Consider the following 25,741-nt stretch of genomic DNA (forward strand, 5'->3'; position numbering starts at 1 on the left):
CGGGGATCAGGGAACGATGTTGACCAGCTTCGGGGCACGCACGATCATCTTGCGAGGCGTGCCCCGCAGGTGGGCCTGGACCTTCTCCGAGGCCAGCGCCAGCTCGCGCAGCTCGTCCTCGGAGACGTCGGGCGAGACCTCCAGCCGGTCGCGCACCTTGCCCGCCACCTGCACGACGCAGGTCACCGACTCCTGCACCAGCAGCGCCGGGTCGGCGGCAGGCCAGCCGGCCTTGGCGACGGTGCCGCCGGTGTGGCCCAGCCGCTCCCAGCCCTCCTCGGCCGTGTAGGGCGCCACCAGCGACAGCATGACCGCCAGTGCCTCCGCGGCCTCACGCACCGCCGGGTCGGCCGCGCCGGGGCCGGAGTCGATCGCCTTGCGGGCGGCCGACGTCAGCTCCATCAGGCGCGCCACCGCGACGTTGAAGCGGTAGGAGTCCAGCAGCTTGGTGACCTCGTCGATGGTGTGGTGGGTGACCTTGCGCAGCGCCGGGTCACCGCCGTCGTAGGAGACTCCGGGCGGGCTCGCCACCTCGTCCATGACGCGGAAGGCGCGGGCCAGGAACTTCTGCGACGCGGCCGGCGACAGGTCGGCCCAGTCGATGTCGTCCTCCGGCGGCCCGGCGAACACCATGGTCAGGCGCACCGCGTCCACACCGAAGTCGTCGATCTGCTGGCCCAGGTCCACACCGTTGCCCAGGGACTTCGACATGGCCTTGCCGCCGTTGATCACCTGCCCCTGGTTCAGCAGCCGCCGGAACGGCTCGGTGAAGCTGACCATGCCCATGTCGTGCAGGACCTTGGTGAAGAAGCGCGCGTACAGCAGGTGCAGCACCGCGTGCTCGACGCCGCCGACGTACTGGTCGATCGGGCCCCACTTGCGGACCTGCTCGACGTCGAACGGGCCCTCGGTGTAGCCGGGCGAGCAGTAACGCAGGAAGTACCAGGAGGAGTCGACGAAGGTGTCCATCGTGTCGGTGTCGCGCTTGGCGGCGCCGCCGCACTTGGGGCACTCGACGTTGACCCACTCGGTGGCGCTGGCCAGCGGGGAGACGCCCTTGGGCGACAGGGCCTCGCCGCGCAGGTCGGGCAGGGTGACGGGCAGCTGCTCGTCGGGGACGGGCACCTCGCCGCAGTCGGGGCAGTGGATGATCGGGATCGGCGTGCCCCAGAAGCGCTGCCTGGACAGCAGCCAGTCGCGCAGCCGGAAGTTGACCGTGCCCTCTCCCCTGCGGTCGACCTCCAGAATATCGATGATCTTGGCGATGGCCTCCGTCTTGGTCAGGCCGTCCAGCGGGCCGGAGTTGACCAGCTTGCCCTCGCCCGGGGTGGCGACGCCGGTCTCGCCCGGGTCGGCCAGGCCGGTGTGCACGACGACCTTCACCGGCAGCCGGAACTTCATGGCGAAGTCCAGGTCGCGCTGGTCGTGCGCGGGGACGGCCATGATGGCGCCGTGGCCGTAGTCGGACAGGACGTAGTCGGCGGCCCAGACCGGGATGCGCTCGCCGTTGACCGGGTTGATCGCGTAGCGGCCCAGGAAGACGCCGGACTTGTCCTTGTCGGTGGACAGCCGCTCGATGTCGCTCAGCTTGGCGACCTCGGCGCGGTATGCCTCGAAGGCCGGGCGCAGCTCGTCGGTGACGATCTCCTCGGCCAGCGCGGCGTCCACCGCGACCACGAAGAAGGTGGCGCCGAACAGGGTGTCGGGGCGCGTGGTGTAGACGTGGACCGGCTCGTCGCGGCCCTCGATCTCGAACAGCACGTCGGCGCCCTCCGAGCGGCCGATCCAGTTGCGCTGCATGGTCATCACGCGCTCGGGCCAGCCGCCCTCCAGCTCGTCCATGTCGTCCAGCAGCCGCTGCGCGTAGTCAGTGATCTTGAAGTACCACTGCGTCAGCTCGCGCCTGATCACGTCGGCGCCGCAGCGCTCGCACTTGCCGGCCACGACCTGCTCGTTGGCCAGCACCGTCTGGTCGTTGGGGCACCAGTTGACCAGGCCGCCCTTGCGGTAGGCCAGGCCGCGCTCGAAGAACCGGTTGAACAGCCACTGGTTCCAGCGGTAGTAGTCGGGGTCGCTGGTGTGCAGGCGGCGCGACCAGTCGAAGGAGACGCCGTAGCGCTTGAAGGAGTTGGCCTGCGTCTCGATGTTGGCGTAGGTCCACTCGGCGGGGTGCGCGTTGCGCTTGATCGCGGCGTTCTCCGCGGGCAGGCCGAAGGAGTCCCAGCCGATCGGGTGCAGGACGTTGTAGCCCTGCTGGAACCAGTAGCGCGAGACCACGTCGGCGATGGCGAACACTTCGCCGTGGCCCATGTGGAGGTCACCCGAGGGATAGGGGAACATGTCGCACACGTAGCGCCGTTCGCGGGTGTCGGCGGCGTCCTCGCTCGCCCGGAACGGGTCCAGCTCCTCCCATCGCTGCTGCCACTTGGCCTGCAGCGCCTGCGGGTCGTACTCACTCACGGCGGTCGTCCTTCTGATTGACTCGGACCCATAAGAAAACCCCTCGTGCGCAACGAGGGGTAGCCGCGACGGCGAGATGCTCAGAGCCGTCGCGGCCCGCTAAGAAGCAGGGTCGCGGAACGCATAGGTCAAGCCTAGCGCACGTCTTCGGCAGAATGCAGACGGTCGATCGAGGTACGGGGGCACAATGGACCCTTCAGGTCTGGTGAGATCTGATGGTGATCTATCCGTTGTGACCTCATATGTCCCTTTAGAATACTGTCGTCGCCGTGGTGCATCCAGCTGAGCCAGAACGCTCGGAGGCCGACCTGCCCATGCAGGATCCGCCGACCGATCCGCACGGCTTCGCCCGTTTCCCTGCGGAACCGGCAGGATCTCCTAGAAGATCCCATGAGATCATGCATGACACGTCGAAGTCGGACAGTAACTCGGGAGGGCCGGCAGCAATGGCAACGGAGAATTCCGGAGCACCCCACCTGCCGCCGTCCTGGCCCGAGGCACCGCAGCGGGACGCCCCCGCCTGGCCGGAGCCCCCGCGGAACGACGTCCCGACCTCCTGGCCCTCGGCCGGCGCGGGCCCGCAGCAGTCCGCCCCGTCCTGGCCGGAGCCGGCATCCCGCGAGGCGCAGGCCGGCTGGCCGGAGCCCGCCCGCGACGAGGTGCCCACCGGCTGGCCGCAGAGCTCGCCGCAGCCCCAGCCCTCCTGGCCGGAGACCTCCCAGCCCGCGCACGGCTCCCAAGGCGGCCGCCCCGAAACCTCACCCGCTCACGGCCCCGGTCCCGGCGCGTCGTCACCCGCCTACGGCACCGGACCGGGCACGTCACCCGCGCACGTCACCGGACCCGGTGCCGGCGCCCGCACGTCGTCGCCCGCCCAGGACCCCTGGCCGGAGCCGCCCGTGCACGACCCCGTCCCGGCCTGGGCCGAAGCCCCCGCCAAGCAAGCCGCCGCCTGGGCCAACCTCTCCTCCCCGGCCCCCTGGCCGCAGCACGACGCCGCCCACGCGAGCGCCGCCTACGACCGGGCCCCCACACCGCCGCACGACCAGACCCTGCCCGGCGCCATGCCCCCGCACGACCGCGCCGGGCCGTACGACCAGACCTCGCCGCCGCGGGACGAGCGGGCGAGCACCTACAACGCGACGCACGACCAGACTCCGCTGGACGACAGAGGGACAGCGGTGTACGGACAGGGAGTTTCTCCGTTGGACGAGCGCGCCGCCGCGCCGCGTCACCAGGCCGCCACCCCGCTCGACGACCGCGCGACGCCGCGCGGTCCGGGCGGCGGTCCCGCCGATGACCGGACCATGACGTACGGCCAGCAGAACGGGCACCCGGGCGGGCATCCGGGCGGACACCCGGGCGGGCAGCAGAACGGGCACCCGGGTGGGCAGCCGGGCGGCCGGGTGGACGAGCGGCCCGGCCAGGACGGCGGCCGGCCCGGCGAGCAGCATCCGGAGCAGGGCAGGCCGGGGCACAACCTGAGCCGCGACCCCTCCGACCCGGACCGGCCGTTCGTGACGGCGGGGCAGATCAGCGGCTCGCGCACCCCGCCGCCCGAGCGTCAGCAGGAGCTCTGGAACACCGTTTTCGGCGACAACTACCAGGCGATGGGCGAGCCGGAGTCGCTGGACGACCCGGGCAAGCCCATCTGGATCTACGCGCTGGCCGGTTCGGTGGCCATCGCGCTCGTCGCCGCGCTGCTGTGGGCGTTCCTCGCGGGCCCGCTGGCAGGCGAGGAGCCGCCCAAGACGGACGTGGCGGTCACCAAGTCCACGCCCCCCGCCGCGCCGACGAAGAAGCCGGTGAACGCGATCGGCCGGCTGCCGAGGTACCGGGGCAAGGCCGCCCCGGTGATCGGCACGGTGCCGAACGCCCAGGCGGGGATCACCGTCCCGCGCCTCGGCGGCACCTGGCGGCTCGACCAACGGTCCACGGTCAAGGGCACCTACGGCTTCGACACCCGCCAGTACGCGCTGATCGACGCGGACACCGCCGGCCAGATCCTCACCGGTCCGCTGCCCAGCCGGCTGACCGATTACTACACCACTCCCGACGACCTGGAGCCGGTGATCAAGGCCGTCGTGGTGGACGCGCGCAAGCGCTTGTTCCCGGAGGGCAACACGGTCCGCAAGATCGCCCAGCAGTCGATCAAGGTGGGCGACGCCACGGGCAGGCTGATGGCCTACTCGCTGACCTCCCCCACCGAGAAGGCCACCATCGTCACGGCCGCGATCAACACCGGCGGCGAGGTGCCGGCGATCGTCTACATGTCGATCCCGGCGGAGGGCAAGGCCCTCCTGCCCGACATCAACACCGTGGTGAAGCGACTCAGCCTCAGCCAGGGCTGACCGGCCGGGTCAGAACGTGCACTCCATGTGCTTGATGCCGTTGATGAAGCTGGAGTGCAGCCGGTCGGGACTGCCGCCCTCGATCTGCGGCACCCGGCTCAGCAGCTCCCGGAACATCACGGTGATCTCGCGGCGGGCCAGGTGGGCGCCCAGGCAGAAGTGCGGCCCGGGGCCGCCGAACCCGACGTGCGGGTTCGGCCGGCGGGTGACGTCGAACCGGCCCGGGTCGGCGAACACCTCGGCGTCCCGGTTGGCGGCCCAGTAGTACAGCAGGACCTTCTCGCCCTCGCGGTAGAGGTGACCGTTCATCTCGTGGTCGCGGGTGACCTTGCGGCGCATGAAGTTGACCGGCGAGGCGAGCCGGACGATCTCCTCGACCGCCGTGGGGGTGTGGTGGTCGAAGTCGCTCAGCCACAGCGCCCGCTGGTCGGGGTTGCGGGTGAGCAGGCGCAGTCCGTACGAGATGGCGTTGCGGGTGGTCTCGTTGCCCGCGACGACCAGCAGGATGAAGAACGAGCCCAGCTCCTGCATGGTCAGCCGCTCGCCGTCGATGTTGGCGTTGACCAGTGACGAGGTCAGGTCGTCGGTGGGGTCCTCGGCACGCTGGGCGGCCAGGTCCTGGACGAGCTGCTGCAGCTCCATGCCGGCGGTGAGCAGTCGCTCGGCGATCTTGTCGAGGTCGTTGCCGGCGTACTCGGGGTCGAACCCGCCGAGGATCACGTTGGAGCGGTCGAAGACGAAGCCGTAGTCGCGCTCCGGGATGCCCATCATGTCGCAGATGATCTTCAGGGGCAGGCGGGCGGCGACCTCGGTGACGAAGTCACAGCCGGGACCCTTGGCCAGCAGGTCGTCGACGATCTTCGTGGCGGCGCTCTCCACGTCGGCCTCGAATTGCTTGATCATCTTGGGCGTGAAGGCGCGGGAGACGATCCGGCGCAGACGCGCGTGCCGTGGATCGTCCATGTTGATCATGGAGCCGAAGTACTCGGCGAACTCCGCCGGCATGTCCGGGATGTTCGTCGCGCCGCCCTGGCCGGAGCTGAAGACGTCGGGGGTGCGGCTGGCTTCGAGGATGTCGGCGTGCTTGACCAGGGCGTAGTAGCCGGGGCCCCTGGGCGCGAAGGAGATCTCGGGCTCCTCGAAGAAGGCCGGCGTCCGCAGCCCGCGCAGCAGCTCGAACGCCTGCTCGCGCTCCGCCATGGGCTTGGCCCAGAAGAGGCTGTCCGACAGGTCGAAGTCAACGACGCTCATGAGGCCATCCTTAGAGTCGGGGGCACGTACGTCAATGCTTTGGCACGTACACCGTACGTACGCGGCAGGAAAACCTGTTGAAACGCGCGCCGGATGATCGCTATGGTTCCCCGCGTGACGTACTACTTCTTCCTCCGCTAGCGACCCGCCGGCGGGTCGCGGACGACCCCACCGCCGGTGATGCGGGACGGCCGACCGCCGTCCCGGGTCGCTTCGTGGGAGAAAGTACGTGCATACTCCGCTGTCCGCGGTCAGTCCTGCCCTTGTCGTCGCCAGGACGGTGCGTGGCATCGAGCCACTGGTCGCCGCGGAAGTCCACCGCCGCCGGCTCGGCACCGTCCGCGAGCTTCGCCACCGCGAGGTCTGGTTAGAGCCCGCCACCCCCGTCCCCGCCCTGCTGGGACTGCGAACCGCCGACGACGTCCTGCTCGCGGCGGCCGTCGTCGACGGCATCGGCCACGACCGATCGGCCCTACGCCGCCTGTCTCAGGCGGCCCGCGACCTCGACACCACGCGCTTGACCGGGCACACCCGGGCATCCGACGACGAGCCTGGGCCGGTGACGCCGCCATCGGGACCGGGCCGTGTGCCGGGGCTGGAGGTGTCGGCGTCGTTCGTGGGGCGGCGCAACTACACGCGGTTCGAGATCGAGGATGCCGTTGGCGAGGAGCTCGGCGGGCGGCTGTGCCTGCCGTACCACTCGCGAGCACGGGGCGGGGTGCCGCCGCGTGGGTCGATGGCCTGGCGGGTGACGATCGAGGGTGAACGGGCGCTCATCGCCCTGCGCGCCTCCGGCAGACCGTTGCATCGCAGGCCGTACAAGATCGACTCGATCGCCGGCACCCTGCACCCGCCGCTGGCCGCCGCCATGGCCGAACTCGGCGGGCTCAGCCGACCCAGCAAGCTCGATGGGCCCGGCGGGCTGGATGGACCGAGCAGACCAGGTGGACCGAGCAGACCAGGTGGACCGGGCGGACTCGGTGGACCGGGCGGACTCGGTGGGCCCGGCGGGCGCGATGAGCGGCTTACGGTGCTCGATCCCTGCTGTGGTGCCGGGACCACGCTGATCGAGGCGGGTGTGCTCGCGCCGCACGCCCGGCTGCTCGGGCTGGACCACGACCCGGGCGCGGTGGCCACCGCCGCCGCGAACGCCGCCCGCATGCCCACGGCCGGACGGCCGGCCTGGGGAGTGGCCGACGCCGGGCGGATACCGGTGGCGGACGGGAGCGTGGACCGGGTGCTGGTGAACCCGCCGTGGGGACTGCAGGTGCCTCCCAAGGGCCTGCTCACGCGAGACCCCGGGCGGTTGTGGCGGCAGGTGCGCCGGGTGCTGGCCGACGACGGCCTGGTGGTGGCCCTGCTGCACGACATGGCGGCGGACCCGCCCGGGTTCGCGCCGGTCCGGCGGCTGGAGGTGAGCCTGATGGGGCGGCACCCGGTGATCGCGGTGCTCAGAAAACAAGGCCGCATCGGGTCCCGACGGCCCTGAGCCCACGCCGGTCACCCGGCACTGGGCCAGGCTCAGTGCCGGGTGATCAGGTCGGCCGCCTTTTCGCCGATCATGATGGCCGGGGCGTGCGTGTGGCCGCGGTTCAGCGTCGGCATGACGGACGCGTCCACCACCCTGAGCCCCTGGACACCGCGCACCTTCAGGGCGGGGTCCACGACGGACTCCTCGTCCGCGCCCATCCGGCAGGTGCCGACCGGGTGGTAGAGGGTCTCGCCCCGCTCGCGCACCCACTGCGCCAGCTCGTCGTCGGTCTCGGGCGCGGTGTAGGGCGCCATCGGACCGTCCGCGTACGGCTGCATCGCGGTGGTGGTGAAGACCTGCTGGGCCACCTTCAGCCCGGCGACCAGCCGCCTGACGTCGGCTTCCTTGGCCAGGTAGCCGGGGTCGATCAGCACCTCGCGGCCGTTCAGCCCGACCCGGCCGCGGCTCTCCGGCTGCAGCAGGATGACGCCGACGGTCAGGCCGTGGGCGGTGGGCGGGGTGAGGCCGTGGTCGATGAAGGGGCCGGGCGCGAAGATCAGCTCGATGTCCGGCGCCGGCTCCTCGGGCGAGGTTCTGAGGAAGGCGACGGCCTCGCCCACGTTCGTGGTGAGCATGCCGGAGCGCAGCACGAGGTAGCGCAGCAGGTTGCCGATCGACTCGGCCCTGGTCAGGGTGACGGGCTGCTTGCAGGCGATGAACACCCCCGACGAGAGGTGGTCCTGGAGGTTCTTGCCCACCTGCGGCGAGTCGCGCACGATGGGGACGCCCGCGTCGCGCAGCTCGTCGGCCGCGCCCACGCCCGAGCGCAGCAGCAGGTACGGCGAGCCGATCGCGCCCGCCGACAGGATCACCTCCCGCCTGGCCCGCAGCACGGTGCCGCCGCTGTGCTGGACGCCGGTGGCGCGGGTGCCGTCGAAGATCACGCGCTCCACGTTCGTGCCGGTGAGCACCGTCAGGTTGGGGCGTTTGCGCGCCGGGCGCAGGTAGCCGTCGGCGGCGCTCCAGCGGCGCCCGCGCTGCTGGGTGACGGGGGTGGGGCCGTAGCCGTCGTTGGAGGGGCCGTTCATCTCGGTCAGCCGGGGGATGCCGAGCTCCTCGCACGCCTGCAGGAAGGCGGCGGTGGTGACGTTGGGGCTGCGCAGCTCGGAGATGAACAGCGGCCCCGCCGAGCCGTACACCTCGCCGTGGTTGCTGCCGACGCGCCGCTCGGCCCTGGCGAAGTACGGCAGGACCTCCTCGTAGGACCAGCCGGGGACCGCCCACTGGTCGTAGTCGCGCCTGCAGCCGCGCAGCCACATCTGGGCGTTGAGCGAGGAGGAGCCGCCGATGACGCGGCCTCTGGGCCAGTAGAGCTCGCGGCCGGCCATCTCGCTCTGCTTGGCGGTGGTGAAGTTCCAGTCGTAGTCGGTCTTGAAGAGCTTGGCGAAGCCCGCGGGCATGCGGATCTCCAGCTTGTCGTCCTTCCCTCCGGCTTCGACCAGTGCCACGGACACCTCGGGGTCCGCCGAGAGTCTGTTGGCCAGCACGCATCCGGCCGACCCGGCTCCGACGATCAGGTAGTCGTACTCCACGGCCCCTCCCAGGGTGAGCAACCTGGTACTTGCTTACTCCACGTGGCGAGGCGCGTCCATACGTAGTTGTGACCTCTGTCACCTACCGGTCGGTATGGGTTGCTGCGAAGATGTCGCGCGAAGGCCAAACATGGGGAGGAAGGCACACATGCTGAACCTGTCGAGCGTCCTGGAAGACAGTGCGAGGAACACCCCGGACGGCACCGCCATCGTTTTCGGTGACATGCGCCTGCCGTACTCCATGATCGAGACTGTCGCCTGCCAGGTCGCGAACCTGCTGGTGTCCCGTGGCATCGGCAAGGGCGACAAGGTGGCGCTCGCCTGTCCCAACCTGCCCTATTTCCCGTTCGTCTACTTCGGCATCCTCAAGGCCGGGGCGACCGTGGTGCCGCTGAACGTGCTGCTGCAGGCCCGGGAGATCACCTACCACCTCAACGACAGCGACGCCAAGGCCCTGTTCTGCTTCGAGGGGACCCCCGAGCTGCCGCTGGGCGAGCGGGGCAAGGCGGGCTTCGAGGGCGCCGAGGGGTGTGAGCAGTTCTTCGTGCTGCCCGCCACGCCGCTGGCGACGGAGTCGGAGTACGGCGAGTCGTTCTGGGCGGCGCTGGGCGGGATGTCAGGCGAGTTCGAGACGGTGCAGACCGCGGCCGACGACACCGCCGTGATCCTCTACACCTCCGGCACCACCGGCCAGCCCAAGGGCGCCGAGCTCAGCCACCAGAACATGCTGATGAACGTCATGGTCAACGACAAGATGTTCCCGCGCACCGACGGCGGCGACACCTACCTCGCGGTCCTGCCGCTATTCCACAGCTTCGGCCAGACGGTCTGCATGAACACCGGCTTCATGCGGGGCGCCACGCTGGTGCTGATGGCGCGCTTCGAGCCCGGCGAGGCGCTCGCCCTCATGAGCCGGGAGGAGGTCACCTTCTTCGCCGGCGTGCCGACCATGTACTGGGCCCTGCTCTCCAAGATCCACGCCGAGAACGCGACGGTGCCCACCTCGCTCAGGATCGCCGCGGCCGGCGGCTCCGCCTCCCCCGTCGAGGTGCTCAAGGACTTCGAGAAGACCTTCGGCCTGAGCATCCTGGAGGGCTACGGCCTGTCGGAGACCTCCCCCGTCGCCAGCTTCAACCAGCTCGGCCGGCCCACCAAGCCCGGCACGATCGGCACGCCCATCTGGGGCGTGGAGATGAAGCTGATCGACAACGACTGGAAGACGGTCGACGGCGAGGGCCCCGGCGAGATCGCCATCCGCGGCCACAACATCATGAAGGGCTACTACGGCCGGCCCGAGGCCACCGCCGAGGTGATGAACAACGGCTGGTTCCGCACCGGCGACATCGCCACCCGGGACGCCGACGGCTACTACTCGATCATCGACCGGGCCAAGGACATGATCATCCGCGGCGGCTTCAACGTCTACCCGCGGGAGGTGGAGGAGGTCCTGGTCACGCACGAGGACGTCTCGCTCGCCGCCGTCGTGGGCGTCCCGCACGACACCCACGGCGAGGAGATCAAGGTGTACGTCATCCGCGTCCCCGGATCCTCGCTCACCGAGGAGGAGCTCATCGCCTGGAGCCGCGACAACATGGCGGCGTACAAGTATCCGCGCATCGTCGAGTTCCGCGACACGCTGCCGATGACGGCCACCGGCAAGATCCTCAAGCGCGAACTCCGCTGATCCCGTCCCGGGACCCTCTCCAGGGAGGGTCCCGAGGCGCACGCGGATCAGGGCCAGTCGAGCGACGGACGCAGCGGCACACCCGCGCGGCCGTCCTGGTCCAGCTTGACGCCGAGGACCTGGTGCAGCTGGACCTTGTTGCGTTCGAAGCCGACGATGGAGCCCGCCATGTACAGGGCCCAGACGCGGGCCGTGCCCATGCCGACCTCGGCGACGGCTTCGTCCCAGTTGGCCTCCAGGTTGTCGCACCAGAACTTGAGCGTCCTGGCGTAGTGCTCCCTGAGGTTCTCCTGGTGGCGGATCTCGAAGCCGCAGTCCTCCATCTCCCTGACCAGCACGCCGACCGACTCCAGCTCACCGTCGGGGAAGACGTAGCGGTTGATGAAGCCGCCCTTGTTGAACGTCTTCTCCTTGCCGGTGGGCCGGGTGATGCAGTGGTTGAGCATGCGGCCGCCCGGCTTGAGCTTGCCGTACAGGAAGCTGAAGTAGGAGGTCAGGTTGGCCCTGCCGATGTGCTCGGTCAGGCCGATGGAACTCACCGCGTCGAAGCCCGACTCGGTGACGTCCCGGTAGTCCATGAACCGGACTTCGGCCAGATCCTGCAGCCCCGCCTCGGCGATGGCCTTCTGCGCCCATTCGGCCTGCTGCCTGCTGAGGGTCACGCCGAGGGCCTTGACGCCGTAGTACTTGGCCGCGTGGATGACCATGCCGCCCCAGCCGCAGCCGACGTCGAGCAGCCGCATGCCGGGCTTGAGGCCGAGCTTGCGCGACACCAGGTCGAACTTGGCGAACTGCGCCTCCTCCAGCGAGGAGGACTCCTCGGGGAAGACCGCGCAGGTGTAGGCCATCGACGGCCCGAGCACCCACCGGTAGAAGCGGTTGGACACGTCGTAGTGGTGGTGGATCGCCTCGGCGTCACGCTGCTTGGCGTGCTGGGAGCCGAGCCTGGCCAGCGTGCTCTGGCGGATCTCCTGCGGCGGCGACGGCACCCGCATGAGCAGCGGCTTCACCCCCAGCGAGCGAACCGCGGCGAGTTTCTCCGCCGCGGTCAGGTCGATGGTGGTGATTTTCCACATGCGGTCGAGCAACGTATACAGATCACCACGCACATCAAGGTGACCGGACACGAACGCCCTGGACAACCCCAGCTCGCCGGGCGCCTGTGCCAGATAGGCCACCGCGATCGGCGACTTCACCTCCAGCGCGACATCGGAGCCGTCCGGTCCCGCCTTGCTGCCGTCGTAGGCCGTGAACGCGATGTTGGCGTCAGAGCCGACGATTTTCTCGAAGAGAGACGCGAGAGCCATCTCATCACCTTCCCCGTACACACTTGTCGTACAGGTCCAGCAGGCGACCATGAGGGTCGTATTCCCGCTTGACCGGCCAATAGGCGTCGCCGTTGTAGAGCTGCCAGAACTGCTCACGGCCGTAGTAGGACGTCGAATAGAGAGACTTGTGCCCGTCCAACTCGTGCACTGAGCTCTCGATGAGCCGGTTGTAGTAGCCGTCGAACTGTCCCCGAGGCAACGGGACCAGGCCCCAGAAGCCGAAGTTGACGTACAACTTGCCCGGTTCGAGCGGATAGAGCGGCCAGTCACCGGTGGCCCGCAGCGGGCACATCCACACCGGCGTCATGCCGACCTTGTCATGGAAGAACTCCAGGAACCGGGCGCCCTGCTCGACCGGCACCTCCACGTCCTGGATGACCGACTCCTGCACCGGCTGGCCGCGCCACCTGTCGACGCGCGCGACCACGCCGTAGCGGCGGTCGAGGGCGACGAGCTTGCGGTAGACGTCGGAGCGCATCCAGCGGCGCGGCATGAGCGAGCGGACCACCGGCTGCTGCACGCCGAAGGCGCGCGAGCACCAGAACCAGTCGGTGTCCCAGCGCCACAGGTAGTCGCGGACGGTCAGCCAGTCGCGGTTGCGCTGCTGGATCGACTGGTAGTAGATGCGCATGCCGGTGTAGTCGGAGACGTACGGCGCGCGGTCGGCGAAGCGGCCGACCGTGACGTACATCTCCTGCGGGTCGAAGTAGACCCCGTCCACGAAGTCGACGGGCTCGCCGTCGTACGTCCGGCTCTCGCAGATCTCCTGCATGGCCAGCATGCACTTGTCGGCGTCGGTGAAGCGGATGTGGGTGAGCCGGACGTACGGCTCGACCCGGCGCAGTTTGATCCTGATGCGCAGGGCGTAGCCGAGCGTGCCGTAGGAGTTGGGGAACGCCCGGAAGAGCTCCTGGTGCTCGTTGTCCGCGCGCGCCACGACGATCCGGCCGTCGCCGGTGAGGATCTCGAGCTCCTCCACCGACTCGTGCGGCAGGCCGTCCCTGAAGCTGGTGGACTCGATGCCCAGTCCCGTCACCGCTCCCCCGAGGGTGATGGTCTTGAGCTGCGGGACCACGTACGGCATGAGCCCGTGCGGCAGCGTGGCGTCCACCAGGTGCTCGTAGGTGGTCATGCCCTGCACCTCGGCGGTGAGCGTCTCGGGATCGACGCTGATGACCTCGTCGAGGTCTCTGGCCGACAGCTTGGCCGTCTTGCCCGAGTCACGGAACCTGAAGAGGTTGGACGTGGCCTTGGCCAGGCGTGGCGCGGCGTCGCCGGGAATCTCGGCGTACGACTGCCTGATGTGCTCTACTGCCCGTTGGTGTGTCGACATCGTCGTCATCACGCAAGCACCCCCTTGAGCCGGTAGAGATCGTCGTGAAGACGGTATCTCCCTGACTCGACCCGGAACAGACCGGGGTCGTTAAAGACACGAAAACTCTCGATCGTGCCAGCCGGCACCACTACAAAACAGACGAATCCGCGAATTTCCTTCGGATTATCGGCGAGACGCCGTTCACCACGTTCGCCACCTGGCGCCCGTCGAGCGCGGCGGTGAGGTTGTCCACGGTGACCGTGATCAGGCGTCCGGTGGACTCCGGGGTCACCCCGGCCGCGTGCGGCGACAGCAGCACGCCGGGCAGCTCGCGCAGCGGGTCGTCCCTCGGCAGCGGCTCGGTCTCGAAGACGTCCAGCGCGGCTCCCGCCAGGTGGCCCGCACGCAGCGCGGCCACCAGCGCCCGCTGGTCGACGACCTCGCCCCTGGCCGCGTTGACCAGGATCGCGCCCTGCTTGAGCCGGGCCGGGTCGATCAGGCCGCGCGTCTCCGGCGCCAGGGCGATCACCGCGACCACCACGTCACTGGAGGCCAGCAGCGTGTCCAGGTCGGTGTAGCCGGGATCCTCCCGCGGCGTGCGCGTCCAGTAGGACACCTCGCAGCCGAGCGCCCGGAACAGGGCGGCACAGGCCACGCCGATCGGGCCGTAGCCGACGATCCCGACACGTTGGCCGTGCAGCTCGCGCGGCCGCAGACCCTGCTGCGGCCAATCGCCCGCGCGCACGGCGGCGTCCGCCTCGCCCAGCTTGCGCGTCAGCGACAGCGCGGCGGCCAGGCACCATTCGGAGACGGCGATGGCGCTGACGCCCGCGGTGTTGGCCACCGGGACGCCCGCCGCGGTCAGGGCGGTCAGGTCGTGGCCGTCCACGCCGACCGAGGGCTGCTGCACGAACGCCAGCCAGGGCGCCGCCGCGACCGCCTCGCCGTCCAGGGCCAGCTTCCCCGTCCAGTCGCCGAGCACGATCTCCGCCGAGGGCAGCGCGGCCAGCATCGACTCCCGGTCACGGGCGGCCGGCACGCGGACCTCGACCCGGTCTCCGAGCGGCTTGAGTAGCGAGCGGATCAGGGCCTCGTCCAGAGGCGGGAGCGCCAAGAGGTGCCACGGTTTCATGCGTTAACCGTAAAACTCCCGATCACTCTGCGCATCAGGTTGGCGTTACGCCGCCACTGAGGCTCGGTGACCGTCCAGGACAAGACGTAGGCCGTGTCGCCGATCGCCACGGCGCGCCGCACCTCGCGGTACCGCGTCCCCTGCGCGGCCCACGGCGTGCCGCCGCCGGCGCCGGCGGTCCAGGTGAACTCCCACTCCACGGCCTTGACCCCCTGGTGCCTGACCGTCCGGCGGCCGATGCTGCGCACCTCCGCGGCGTCGAGCTTGAGGGACTCCTCGGCGTCGCGCAGGAGCTGGTGCGGGTCGAGGTTGGCGTAGACCGCCTCGACGGCCAGATGGCCGCTCCCGTCGCGTCGCGTCCACTCGGTGTACGACTCGGCGCGCGCGCCCCGCCAGCCGGTGGGCCGCGCGATCGACCAGCCGTCGCGCGAGGTGTAGGCCCGTACCGGCGCCCGCCGCACGACCGGCGTGATCGTCGGGGTGGGCGTGGGCGTGGCGCTCACCGTGGGCGTGGGCGACGGGCTCGGCACCGGGCTGGTGGATGCCGCCACGTGCTGGGTCAGCCGCGGCGCGCCCTCGGCGGGGCCGGCGAGCCTGAAGTAGGTGACCGTGCCGGCCGCCACCACCAAGACCGCCGCCGTGGCCGCGGCGATCAGGCCGCGGCTGGTCCGGCGCCGCCTGGCCCGTCCCGGCTCGGGCACGAGCTGGTCGACGTGGGCGGGCCTGGTCGCGGTGATCGCGGCCAGCATCTCGTCGGCCTGCTGCGCGGTCAGCCGCTCCTCGGGCTCCTTGCTCAGCAGCCCCTTGAGCACCGGGTGCATGGCCGGCGGGATCCGGCGGTAGTCCGGCTCCTCGTTGAGCAGCGCGTTGAGGGTGGCCATGGGGTCGCCCCGCTCGAACGGCGAGCGCCCGAGCAGCGTGGCGTAGAGGGTCGCGCCCAGCGACCACAGGTCCGAGGCCGGGCCCGCCTCGGCGGCGCGCACCCGCTCCGGGGCCAGGAAGCTCGGCGAGCCCGTCACCATGCCGGTGCTGGTGAGCGAGGAGTCGCCTTCGGCGGTGGCGATGCCGAAGTCGGTGAGCACCGCCCGGCCCTCGGCGGTCAGCAGGATGTTGCTCGGCTTGACGTCACGGTGCAGGATGCCGAGCTCGTGCGCCGCGCTCAGCGCCGACAGCACCTGCCGCCCCACGTCGGCCGCCTGCCGTACCGGAAGCGCGCCCGAGGTGGCGACGACGTCCTCGACCGAGGAGGCGTGCACCAGCTCCATGATGATCCAGGGACGGCCGTCCTCCTCGACCACGTCGTAGATCTGCACGACGGCGGGATGGTTCAGCTTGGCCGCCGTCCGCGCCTCACGCGCGGTGCGGACGAGTTGCCGCTCCTGCTCGGCCCGTGGCTGCCCCTCGGGCAGCACCACCTCTTTGATCGCACACTGCCGATTGAGCAACGTGTCCTGGCCTTCCCAGACCACGCCCATTCCCCCACGGCCAAGCTCGCGTAGTAATTCGTAGCGCTTGGCGATCAACCGGCTGCTATCCGAAACCATGTCCTACCCCTGTAGACCACCCACAATAGTGGGCAAGTTTCCCATACCCGTGGCTCGTCTGAAGGCAGGTCCGGAAGGCGCCTTGCCACGACTCACCGAATGTTGTTCTACTGATGCCGTCGCGATCGTCCCAAGGTCATTTGAGGAGTCGTTCATGTCCGAAGCCCGACAGGGCCCGCTGGCCGGGATACGCGTGCTGGAGCTCGCCGGGCTCGCGCCCGGGCCGTTCGCCGGGATGATGCTCGCCGACCACGGGGCCGAGGTGCTGCGGGTGGACCGGGTCGCCGCCGTCTCCGACCGGCCCAGGACCGACGTCATGGACCGCGGCAAGCGCACGATCGGGCTGGACCTGAAGTCGCCGGAGGGCGTGGCCGCGTTCAAGGACCTGACCCGCGGCGCCGACGTGGTCATCGAGGTCTTCAGGCCCGGCGTGGCCGAGCGGCTCGGCATCGGCCCCGACGACCTGCACGCGGTGAACGAGCGGCTGGTCTACGGCCGGATGACCGGATGGGGGCAGGACGGCCCGCTGGCCCCGACGGCCGGGCACGACATCGACTACATCGCGATCTCCGGCGTGCTGTCCATGCTCGGCCGCGAGGGCGACAAGCCGACGCCGCCGATCAACATCCTCGGCGACTTCGCCGGCGGCGGCCTCATGCTCGCCTACGGCGTGTTGCTCGCCCTGCTGGAGCGCGGGCGCACCGGCCAGGGGCGGGTGATCGACGCGGCGATGGTCGACGGGTCCGCGATCCTGTTCGCCATGTTCTACCAGGGGGTGCAGGGCGGGGGCTGGGGTCCTCGCGGCACGAACCTGCTCGACACCGGCGCCCCCATGTACGACACCTACGAGACCGCCGACGGCCTCTATCTGGCGGTGGGCTCGCTGGAGCCGAAGTTCTGGGAGGCCATGGTGAGCCTCATGGGGCTGACGGACCTGCCGGACAGGGGCGATCGGGAGCAGTGGCCGGCGCTGAAGGAGCGGCTGGCGCGGGAGTTCAGGACCAGGACCCGCGCCGAGTGGGAGGCGGTGTTCGAGGGCTCCGACGCGTGCGTCTCGCCGGTGCTGTCCATGACCGAGGCGCCGGAGCACCCGCACAACACCGCCCGGGGCGCCTTCGTGGAGGTCGGCGGCCGGAGCCAGCCGGCGCCCGCGCCGCGCCTGCTCGGCACGCCGCCCCCGGACCTCTCCCCCGCGACCAGGCTCGACGACCTGTCCTCCTGGGGGATCAGCGCGGAACGGGCCGACAAGCTGCGCTCACAGGGAGTGCTGGCCTGACGCGACCTCGTACCGCGCGTAGTCCTTGAGGGCGAACGAGTCGTGCAGCCGCGCGCCCTTGGCGCCGAGCGTGCTCACGGCCCTGGTCAGCCCGGCCGGGAGGTGGTTGATCAACCGCATGCCCTGCAGGAGCGCCCACAGGTCCGTGCGGCTGCGGGGGACGAGCCGCTTGGCCACCCCGACGGCGAACGCGCGGCTGCGCCGTACGTACGCGCCGAGCTCGGCCTCGTAGGCGGGGAAGGCCCGCGCGGGCTCGCCACCGACCGCGGCGAGCTCACCCGCCAGCACGTACGCCCCGACGACGGCCAGGCTGGTGCTGCCGCCGACGGCGGGGCCGGGGCAGTAACCGGCGTCGCCCACCAGGGTGACCCGCCCGCGCGACCAGGTGTCGAGGTGGAGCTGGGTGATGGAGTCGAAGTAGAAGGCGGGCGTGGAGTCCAGCTCGCGCAACAGCCTGGGCACCTCCCACCCCAGGTCGGCGAAGTGCTCGCGGAGCAGCTCCTTCTGCCGGGGGACGTCGCGGTGGTGGTAGTCGAGCGGCTCCGGCGTCCTGAAGAAGAAGGCGGCCCGCGCGTCGGACGGGCGGGCCGCGCCGTACGCCGCCATCCGGCCGACACCGACGACGCCCTCCACCCGGTCGTCGCGCCCGAAGTGATCGGGCAGGGAGACCACGGCCAGGTAGGCGCCGATCCAGGTGGTGAAACGGGACTCGGGCCCGAAGACGAGGCGGCGCACGTTCGAGTGCAGGCCGTCGGCGCCGATCACCAGGTCGAAGGCCCTGCCGGGGCCGCGCTCGAAGGTCACCTCGCCGGCCTCGGAGATCGAGGTGATGGAGTCGTCGAAGACGTACTCGACGTCGTCGCGGGTGGCGTCGTAGAAGATCTCGCTCAGGTCGTCGCGCATGATCTCGACGTGCCGGGAGGAGACCGCCGGCATCAGCTTGCGCAGCTCCAGCTCCACGGGCCGGGCGCGGCCCGGTGTCCACAGGGTCAGCCGCTCGGTGCCGGTCCTGCCGGCCTGGACGCGGTCCAGGACGCCCATCTTCTCGACGATGTCCATGGCCGGCCTGAACAGGTCGACGGCATGGCCGCCCGCCTTGCGTAACGCGGGCGCCCGCTCCACCACCGTGACGGTGAAGCCGTACCTGGTCAGCCAGTAGGCGAGCACGGGCCCGGCGACACTGGCGCCGGAGATGAGAACGTTCATGGCGAACCTCCTTACTTAACGGATGGTAAGCCAGGGTTCGCCGTGAACACAAGGACTTACTTAACGATAGGTAAGCGTTAGGGTGGGTCCATGGCCAGGCCCAGTGACACCAAGGCGCGCATCCAGGCGGTGGCGCGGGAGCTGTTCGTACGACAGGGCGTGCAGCAGACCAGCCTGCGCCAGATCTCCGACGAGCTGGGCATCACCAAGCCCGCCCTCTACTACCACTTCGCCTCGCGCGAGGACCTCGTCAGGAGCATCATCCAGCCGTTGGTGGACGACATGGACCAGTTCGTGGCCGACCTCGAACCGGGTGACGCCCGCGAGCTGCTGGAGGACTACTTCGACCTCAGCTGGCAGCACCGCGACATCATCGTCATGCTCGTGCGCGACCTGGCGGTCCTGTCCCACACCGACCTGGCCGAGCGCATGTTCGCCTGGCGGCGGGAGATCATCTCCCTGCTGCTGGGCCCCGAGATCACCCAGGAGCAGCACATCAGGGCGACCGTGGCGCTCGGCGGGATGGCCGACTGCACCGTGGTGTACGCCCACCTGACGACGGCGGAGGTGCGGCCCGTCGCCGTCGAGGCGGCGCTGGCCGCGCTGGGGATGACGGGCCGCTAGACGGCCACGTAGAGGTCGGCGCCGTCGGGGTGGTGCACCTCCAGGTCGGTGGTGAAGGACCGGGCGGGCGTGCCCCCGGACTCGGTGTGCTTCCACACCCGCTGCCAGGCGTCGACGATCGCCTGCGGCATCTGCCCGCGCGCCTCGGCCTTGAGCACCCGGGCCGCGGGCACGCGCACCGCGACCATGCCCTCGGGCAGTCGCGGCACCGTGCGCACGGCACAGCCGACGATCTGCGTGTAGGCGCCGTGGTGATCGCTCTCGTAGTCGGTGAGCACCGCGTACAGGCGCTCGTCAACGCGACCGGCCACGTGCGCGAACGCGCCCGGAGCCCCCGCCCGCTGCCACAGCGGGGGCAGCTTCGCCCGTGCCGGGTCGAGCTCGTCGGCGTTCGTGGTCCGTACGGCAAAGCCGACGACGATCACTTCGTCCCGATTTGTGACGTCCACACGCCTCTCCATCCCCCATAAGTACCCCGGCCGATCATAAGCCACCGAGAAAGGGGGAAATCCCTTGGTGACCCTGTCACCTCATAAGATGGATGAACGTGAAATTCTTGAACGGCATGGAACCGCAGTACGACCTGACCTACAGCGACGTGTTCATGGTCCCGTCGCGCTCGGCGGTCACCTCCCGGCTCGCGGTGGACCTCTCGACCCACGACGGCACGGGCACCACCATCCCGCTCGTCGTGGCCAACATGACCGCGGTGGCCGGTCGCCGGATGGCGGAGACCGTCGCGCGCAGGGGCGGCATCACCGTGATTCCGCAGGACATCCCCTTCGACGTCGTCGCCAACGTCATCGATTGGGTGAAGAAACGCGATCTGGTGCACGACACCCCCCTCACCCTCACCCCCCACGACACCGTCGGCGAGGCGCTGCGCCTGCTGCCCAAGCGCGCGCACGGCGCCGTCATCGTCGTCGACTGGGACAACCGGCCGGTCGGCGTGGTGACCGAGGCCGACTGCCAGGGCGTGGACATGTTCACCCAGCTCGCCCAGGTGATGTCCAGCGAACTGCTGACCCTGCCCGCCGGGCTCGACCCGCGCGCCGCCTTCGACCGGCTGCACGACGGCCGCCACCGCCTGGCGCCCATCGTGGACGGCGACGGCCGCCTGGTCGGCATCCTCACCCGCACCGGCGCGCTGCGCGCCACCCTCTACACCCCGGCGCTCGACACCGAGGGCAGGCTCCGGGTGGCCGCCGCCGTCGGCGTGAACGGCGACGTCGCCGCCAAGGCCAAGGAACTGCTGGAGGCCGGCGTCGACTGCCTGGTCGTCGACACCGCCCACGGCCACCAGGACAAGATGATCTCCGCCTTGACGGCCGTGCGCGCGCTCGACCCCGGCGTGCCGGTCGCGGCGGGCAACGTGGTGACCGCCGGCGGGGTGCGCGACCTGGTCGACGCGGGCGCCGACATCATCAAGGTCGGCGTCGGGCCCGGCGCGATGTGCACCACCCGGATGATGACCGGCGTCGGCCGGCCACAGTTCTCCGCCGTGCTGGAGTGCTCGGCCGAGGCCCGCCGGCTGGGACGGCACGTGTGGGCCGACGGCGGCGTGCGCCACCCGCGCGACGTGGCGCTCGCGCTCGCGGCCGGAGCGGCGAACGTGATGATCGGCTCCTGGTTCGCCGGCACCTACGAGTCGCCGGGCGACGCCCGCACCGACGCGGACGGCCGCAAGTACAAGGAGAACTTCGGCATGGCCTCCGCCCGCGCCGTGCGGCTGCGCACCGCCGAGGACAGCCCGTTCGACCGGGCCAGGAAGGCGCTGTTCGAGGAGGGCATCTCCACCTCGCGGATGTACCTGGACCCACGGCGGCCCAGTGTGGAGGACCAGATCGACGCCATCGTGGCCGGGCTGCGCTCCTCGTGCACCTACGCGGGCGCCGCGGACCTGGAGGAGTTCCACGAGCGGGCGGTCGTCGGCATCCAGGGATCGTCCGGCTACGCGGAGGGCATGCCGCTGCACCAGAGCTGGTGACCGCCAGAAGCCGGTGACCCTCAGAAGCCGGTGACCGTCAGACGCGCCGCCAGCCGCCCGCCGCGTGGATGCCGCCGTCCACGTGCACGGTGGCGCCCGTGACGAACCTGGCCAGGTCACCGGCCAGGAAGACCGCCGCGCCCGCCGCGTCACCCGGGTCGCCGAGCCGGCCGAGCGGCGGAACCCGTACCGGATCGAACTCGCCGGCCGGCATGCTCTCCCGCACCCCCGACTCCCCCTCCGTGGGCAGGGCGTCGGGGGCGATCGCGTTCACCCGGATGCCGCGCGGGGCCAGCTCCAGCGCCAGCGACCTCGTCAAGCTCTCCAGCGCCGCCTTCATGGCCGCGTAGACGGCGAACCCGGGGGCCGCCTGATGGGCCTCGCTGGAGGTGACGTTGATGATCGACGCGCCCGCGCCCATGAGCGGGAGCATGCTCCGGATCATGCCGGTGACCTGAGTGAAGTTCTCCTCGATCAGGGTCCGCTCGCCCTTGGCCGACACGTCGGCGAACGGGGCGTGGAACGTCCCGCCGGCGTTGTTGACCAGCACGTCCACCCGGCCCCACCGCTCGGCCACCGCCCGCGCGAACACCTCCACCGCCACCGGGTCCCGCACGTCCAGCGTCATCGCCAGGGCGCCACCCTTGCCCTGGTTCGCCCGGTCACGGCGTGGCTTGTCCCGGTCGCAGACCGCGACCTGGGCGCCGAAGGCTTCGAACGCCTCCGCGATGGCCCGGCCGATCCCCCGGGCGGCTCCGGTGACCACGGCTACGCGTCCGGTGAGCAGGATCGCATCGGGAGAAAGGGCGGCCATGGACGATGACCATATCCCGACCGCATAGAGTCGTCGGGTTCATTCCCATCGTCATCAGGAGCACTTCGTGGCACTCGAGAAGCCGGAGATCGACTTCCCGGAGGGCAACCCGCCCGCCGAGCTGAAGGTCGAGGACATCGTCGTGGGGGACGGCCCCGAGGCCAAGCCGGGTCACACCGTGAGCGTCCACTACGTCGGCGTCGCCTTCTCCACCGGAGAGGAGTTCGACGCCTCGTGGAACCGCGGCCAGGCCTTCGAGTTCCCGCTCGGCGGCGGCCGGGTCATCGCGGGCTGGGACCAGGGGGTCGCGGGCATGAAGGTCGGCGGCCGGCGCAAGCTCGTCATCCCGCCGCACCTCGGCTACGGCAACGCGGGCGCCGGCGCCCGCATCAAGCCGGGTGAGACGCTCATCTTCGTCGTGGACCTCCTCGGCGTACGCTGACCCACCACCCAGTGGGCAGGACCCGGACCCCTGCGGTTCCAGGCCCTGCCCACTCCCCGGCCCCTTTCCCCCGGCCGAACAGGGGCCTTTCGATCACGGCGCTTTGATCACGGCGCTGCCCAGGTTGCCGAATTGTCGCCGGGGTGAGGCACGATAGCGGTGTGCTTCTGATCGACGTGGTCCGGGTGTCCGAAGCGGTGACGCGCACGTCCGCACGGCTCGGCAAGGTCGGCCACCTGGCGGAGTTGCTCGGCCGGGTGGGCGCCGGCGAGGCGGAGATCGCCATCGCCTACCTGTCGGGCGAGCTGCCGCAGCGCCAGGTCGGCGTGGGCTGGCGCGGGCTGCAGGACCTGCCGCGCCCCAAGCTGGCCGCCACGGCCACGCTCACCGACGTCGACGCCCTGCTGAGCAAGATCAAGGCGGTGTCCGGCCAGGGCTCGCAGGCGGCCCGCAAGGCCCTGGTGACGCAGCTGTTCGCCGGGCTCACCAGCCAGGAGCAGGCGTTCATGCTCAAGCTGCTGGGCGGCGAGCTGCGGCAGGGCGCGCTCGACGGCGTGATGATCGAGGCGATCGCCAAGGCGTCCGGCGCCCCGTCCGCCGACGTGCGGCGAGCGCTGACGTTGCGCGGCTGGCTGCCCGCGGTCGGCGCGGCCGCGCTGGCCGGCGGGGTGGAGCGGCTGCGGGCCTTCAAGCTGGAGGTGGGCCGTGCCGTCTCCCCGATGCTCGCCGGCAGCGCCCCCAATGTCGCCGCCGCGCTGGAGAAGGCCGGCGCCCCGGCGGCCCTGGAGTGGAAGCTCGACGGCATCCGCGTCCAGGCCCACCGCTCCGGCGCGGAGGTCAAGGTGTTCACCCGCACCCTCGACGACATCACCGCCCAGATCCCCGAGCTGGTGGAGGCCGTGCTGGCGCTGCCCGTCGACGACCTGGTGCTCGACGGCGAAGTGATCGCCCTGCGCCCGGACGGCCGCCCGCACCCCTTCCAGGTGACGGCCGCCCGCACCCGCAGCAGGATCGACGTCGTCCGGCTGCGCGAGGAGACACCGCTGCACGTGTTCTTCTTCGACGCGCTCCGGGTCGGCGGCGCCGACCTGCTCGACCTCCCCTACTCCGAGCGGCAGGCGATCCTCGCCCGGACCGTCCCGCCGGGCCTGCTCACCCCCCGCCTGGTCACCTCCGACGTGACGGAGGCCGAGGGATACTTCACCGAGGTGATCAAGGCGGGCCACGAGGGCCTGGTGGTCAAGTCGCTCACCTCCCTCTACGCCGCGGGCCGCAGAGGCGCCGGCTGGATCAAGGTCAAGCCCCGGCACACCCTCGACCTGGTCGTCCTGGCCGCCGAATGGGGTCACGGCCGCCGCGAAGGCAAGCTGTCCAACCTCCACCTCGGCGCCCGCGACCCCGAGACCGGCGGCTTCGTCATGCTGGGCAAGACCTTCAAGGGTCTGACGGACGAGCTCCTCGCCTGGCAGACCGAGCGCTTCCTGGAGCTGGCCGACGGCCCCGCCGACGAGTGGACGGTCCCCCTCCGCCCCGAGCTGGTGGTGGAGATCGCCTTCGACGGCGTGCAGCGCTCGCCGCGCTATCCCGGCGGCATGGCGCTGCGCTTCGCCCGCGTCCTTCGCTACCGCCCCGACAAACGTCCCGAGGATGCCGACACCGTGGAGACAGTCCGTTCCCTGATGGTCTGACACCGGTCAGGTGATGCCCCCAGGTCGCGTCGCCGCGGCGGTTCGGGGAAGGGAGCAGACATGGGGGACAGTTCACGGCCGCGGATCGCCGTCTCGAGCTGCCTGCTCGGCGCTCCCGTGCGGTACAACGGCGGCCACAGCCAGGACCGCTTCCTGCGCCACCTGCTCTCGGAGCATGTCGACTGGGTGCCCATCTGCCCGGAGATGGAGATCGGGCTGGGCACGCCCCGTGACACGCTCCACCTCGAGGAGTCGCCGGAGGGCGCCCGGCTCATCGCCGGCAGGACGCGCCAGGACCACACCGAGTCGATCAACGCGCTGGCCGCCTCCCGCATCCCCCGGCTGGACGCCGACGGCTACGTCTTCAAGGCCAGGAGCCCGAGCTGCGGGGTCCGCGGCGTGGCACTGCACCGGGACCGCACCGTCGTCGACCATCGGCAGCGCGGCCTGTTCGCCGCCGCGGTGCTGGAGGCCCGCCCCTTGTTGCCGGTGGAGGACGAAGGGCGGCTGCACGACCCGGTCCTGCGTGAGGCGTTCGTCGAGCGGGTCTTCGCGCATGCCCGGCTCCGCGCCCTTCTCGACGGCGACTGGCGGCCGCGCGACCTGATGGCCTTCCAGGCCCGGCACAAGATGCAGATCATGTCCCACACGTCCTACCAGGAGACGGGCCGTCTGGCCGCCGCGTCCGGCACCCGTCCCCGCGACGAGCTCGCTGTGGAGTACGCCGAGGCGTTCCAGCGGGCGCTGACCCACAGGACGACGGTCGGACGCCACGTGAACGCCCTGCAGCACTGCCTCGGCATGCTCGACCTGGACGACCTCCGCCGCGACGACCTCCTCGACGTGATCAAGTCGTACCGGGACAGGCAGGTGGCGCTCAGCGTGCCGACAGCGCTGCTCCGCCACCACGCACGCGGCGAGAAGGCGGCCTATCTGGAAGAGCAGACGTACTTCCGCCCGTACCCGGACGAGCTGGCCCTGCGCAACCACATCGCGCCGTGACCCCGGCTCGCAGACTGCGGCCGGTCAGGCGAGGGGGAACGGCAGGCCGTGCTCGTTCTGCGGGCGTGGGCCGAGAATCCGGCGCTCCGCGGCGGTGATCCGGAGATCGTTGATGCTCGCCTCCCGGCGCGCCATCAGCCCGTTCTCGTCGAACTCCCACAACTCGTTGCCGTAGCTGCGCCACCACTGCCCGTCGGCGTCGTGCGACTCGTACTGGAAGCGCACGGCGATGCGGTCGCCGGTGAAGGCCCACAGCTCCTTACGGAGCGCGTAGTCGAGCTCCTTCTCCCATTTACGCGTCAGGAAGGCGACGATCTCTTCGCGGCCGGTGACGAATCGGTCGCGGTTACGCCAGACCGACTCCGGGGTGTAGGCCAGGGCCACGCGCTCGGGGTCGCGGGTGTTCCAGGCGTCTTCGGCGGCCTGGACCTTGGCTTGGGCGGTCTCGGCGGTGAAGGGCGGGACAGGCGGACGCGTCATGCGTACTCCTTGGTGCTCAACGTGCGGTGATCGGGCAGCCTGCGCGAGCGATCATGAGACGATCGTAGGCGAAGGGTGAGCAGACGGTCGCGAA

Annotated in this window: 20 protein-coding genes; 9 read left to right on the plus strand and 11 right to left on the minus strand. The window is 70.6% G+C overall.

All coding sequences use genetic code 11. The features are described 5' to 3' along the window. Positions 1-6: 6 nt before the first annotated feature. Positions 7-2,460, minus strand: a complete 2,454-nt coding sequence (leuS, locus tag ACTMTF_RS29140; RefSeq protein WP_441113536.1) for a leucine--tRNA ligase — start codon at positions 2,458-2,460, stop codon at positions 7-9. A 446-nt stretch (positions 2,461-2,906) separates the two neighbouring features. On the opposite strand from leuS, the gene ACTMTF_RS29145 reads away from it, so the two are divergent. Then, the gene (locus tag ACTMTF_RS29145; RefSeq protein ID WP_441113537.1) at positions 2,907-4,811 is read left to right on the plus strand and encodes a hypothetical protein; all 1,905 of its coding nucleotides are present in this window, start codon (positions 2,907-2,909) and stop codon (positions 4,809-4,811) included. Positions 4,812-4,820: 9 nt separating this feature from the next. Here the strand turns inward: ACTMTF_RS29145 and ACTMTF_RS29150 are convergent, their stop codons facing one another. Further along, complete coding sequence (locus ACTMTF_RS29150) at positions 4,821-6,062, minus strand: cytochrome P450 (protein WP_441113538.1); 1,242 nt, start codon at positions 6,060-6,062, stop codon at positions 4,821-4,823. Between the two features lie 229 nt (positions 6,063-6,291). Between ACTMTF_RS29150 and ACTMTF_RS29155 the strand changes: the two genes are divergently transcribed. Next, complete coding sequence (locus ACTMTF_RS29155; RefSeq protein WP_441113539.1) at positions 6,292-7,551, plus strand: TRM11 family SAM-dependent methyltransferase; 1,260 nt, start codon at positions 6,292-6,294, stop codon at positions 7,549-7,551. A 32-nt stretch (positions 7,552-7,583) separates the two neighbouring features. Here the strand turns inward: ACTMTF_RS29155 and ACTMTF_RS29160 are convergent, their stop codons facing one another. Then, positions 7,584-9,125, minus strand: coding sequence for a GMC family oxidoreductase (locus ACTMTF_RS29160; RefSeq protein WP_441113540.1), 1,542 nt, complete (start codon positions 9,123-9,125; stop codon positions 7,584-7,586). A gap of 148 nt (positions 9,126-9,273) precedes the next feature. Here ACTMTF_RS29160 and ACTMTF_RS29165 point away from each other — a divergent pair, with 148 nt between their 5' ends. Beyond that, positions 9,274-10,809: a long-chain-fatty-acid--CoA ligase gene (locus ACTMTF_RS29165; RefSeq protein WP_441113541.1), complete on the plus strand. Its 1,536-nt coding sequence runs from the start codon at positions 9,274-9,276 to the stop codon at positions 10,807-10,809. A gap of 47 nt (positions 10,810-10,856) precedes the next feature. On the opposite strand, the gene ACTMTF_RS29170 is transcribed toward ACTMTF_RS29165, so the two are convergent. From ACTMTF_RS29170 to ACTMTF_RS29185, 4 genes are all read right to left on the minus strand, one after another. After that, complete coding sequence (locus tag ACTMTF_RS29170; protein ID WP_441113542.1) at positions 10,857-12,116, minus strand: class I SAM-dependent methyltransferase; 1,260 nt, start codon at positions 12,114-12,116, stop codon at positions 10,857-10,859. A 4-nt stretch (positions 12,117-12,120) separates the two neighbouring features. Beyond that, on the minus strand, positions 12,121-13,479 hold the full coding sequence (locus tag ACTMTF_RS29175) for an FAD-binding oxidoreductase (RefSeq protein WP_441113543.1): 1,359 nt from the start codon (positions 13,477-13,479) through the stop codon (positions 12,121-12,123). 121 nt (positions 13,480-13,600) lie between these two features. Next, complete coding sequence (locus ACTMTF_RS29180; protein ID WP_441113544.1) at positions 13,601-14,584, minus strand: 2-hydroxyacid dehydrogenase; 984 nt, start codon at positions 14,582-14,584, stop codon at positions 13,601-13,603. Further along, positions 14,581-16,128: a serine/threonine-protein kinase gene (locus tag ACTMTF_RS29185; RefSeq protein ID WP_441113545.1), complete on the minus strand. Its 1,548-nt coding sequence runs from the start codon at positions 16,126-16,128 to the stop codon at positions 14,581-14,583. The genes ACTMTF_RS29180 and ACTMTF_RS29185 overlap by 4 nt, the downstream gene beginning before the upstream one ends. Before the next feature lie 154 nt (positions 16,129-16,282). On the opposite strand from ACTMTF_RS29185, the gene ACTMTF_RS29190 reads away from it, so the two are divergent. Next, positions 16,283-17,404 (plus strand): CaiB/BaiF CoA transferase family protein, encoded by a 1,122-nt coding sequence (locus ACTMTF_RS29190; protein WP_441113546.1) that lies wholly within the window; start codon positions 16,283-16,285, stop codon positions 17,402-17,404. Here ACTMTF_RS29190 and ACTMTF_RS29195 read toward each other — a convergent pair. Next, positions 17,384-18,610: an FAD-dependent monooxygenase gene (locus ACTMTF_RS29195; protein ID WP_441113547.1), complete on the minus strand. Its 1,227-nt coding sequence runs from the start codon at positions 18,608-18,610 to the stop codon at positions 17,384-17,386. The two genes, ACTMTF_RS29190 and ACTMTF_RS29195, sit on opposite strands and share 21 nt — an antisense overlap. Positions 18,611-18,700: 90 nt before the next feature. Here ACTMTF_RS29195 and ACTMTF_RS29200 point away from each other — a divergent pair, with 90 nt between their 5' ends. Further along, positions 18,701-19,234, plus strand: a complete 534-nt coding sequence (locus tag ACTMTF_RS29200; RefSeq protein WP_441113548.1) for a TetR/AcrR family transcriptional regulator — start codon at positions 18,701-18,703, stop codon at positions 19,232-19,234. On the opposite strand, the gene ACTMTF_RS29205 is transcribed toward ACTMTF_RS29200, so the two are convergent. After that, positions 19,231-19,683, minus strand: a complete 453-nt coding sequence (locus tag ACTMTF_RS29205; protein WP_397003518.1) for a GyrI-like domain-containing protein — start codon at positions 19,681-19,683, stop codon at positions 19,231-19,233. The genes ACTMTF_RS29200 and ACTMTF_RS29205 overlap by 4 nt on opposite strands. Positions 19,684-19,781: 98 nt before the next feature. Here ACTMTF_RS29205 and ACTMTF_RS29210 point away from each other — a divergent pair, with 98 nt between their 5' ends. Continuing rightward, the gene (locus ACTMTF_RS29210) at positions 19,782-21,221 is read left to right on the plus strand and encodes a GuaB1 family IMP dehydrogenase-related protein (protein WP_441113549.1); all 1,440 of its coding nucleotides are present in this window, start codon (positions 19,782-19,784) and stop codon (positions 21,219-21,221) included. A 37-nt stretch (positions 21,222-21,258) separates the two neighbouring features. On the opposite strand, the gene ACTMTF_RS29215 is transcribed toward ACTMTF_RS29210, so the two are convergent. Beyond that, complete coding sequence (locus ACTMTF_RS29215; RefSeq protein ID WP_441113550.1) at positions 21,259-22,035, minus strand: SDR family oxidoreductase; 777 nt, start codon at positions 22,033-22,035, stop codon at positions 21,259-21,261. A 67-nt stretch (positions 22,036-22,102) separates the two neighbouring features. Here ACTMTF_RS29215 and ACTMTF_RS29220 point away from each other — a divergent pair, with 67 nt between their 5' ends. The 3 genes from ACTMTF_RS29220 (at position 22,103) to ACTMTF_RS29230 (ending at position 25,167) form a co-directional block, all read left to right on the plus strand. Further along, positions 22,103-22,477, plus strand: a complete 375-nt coding sequence (locus ACTMTF_RS29220) for an FKBP-type peptidyl-prolyl cis-trans isomerase (RefSeq protein WP_441113551.1) — start codon at positions 22,103-22,105, stop codon at positions 22,475-22,477. Positions 22,478-22,638: 161 nt separating this feature from the next. Next, entirely contained in the window at positions 22,639-24,165 is a 1,527-nt protein-coding gene (locus tag ACTMTF_RS29225) for an ATP-dependent DNA ligase (RefSeq protein WP_441113552.1), read from the plus strand. Positions 24,166-24,225: 60 nt separating this feature from the next. Next, positions 24,226-25,167, plus strand: coding sequence for a YbgA family protein (locus ACTMTF_RS29230; RefSeq protein ID WP_441113553.1), 942 nt, complete (start codon positions 24,226-24,228; stop codon positions 25,165-25,167). 24 nt (positions 25,168-25,191) lie between these two features. On the opposite strand, the gene ACTMTF_RS29235 is transcribed toward ACTMTF_RS29230, so the two are convergent. Beyond that, positions 25,192-25,647, minus strand: a complete 456-nt coding sequence (locus ACTMTF_RS29235; protein WP_441113554.1) for a nuclear transport factor 2 family protein — start codon at positions 25,645-25,647, stop codon at positions 25,192-25,194. Between the last annotated feature and the right edge of the window lie 94 nt (positions 25,648-25,741).

The organism is Nonomuraea sp. ZG12 (genome assembly GCF_052068115.1).
Taxonomy (GTDB): Bacteria; Actinomycetota; Actinomycetes; order Streptosporangiales; family Streptosporangiaceae; genus Nonomuraea.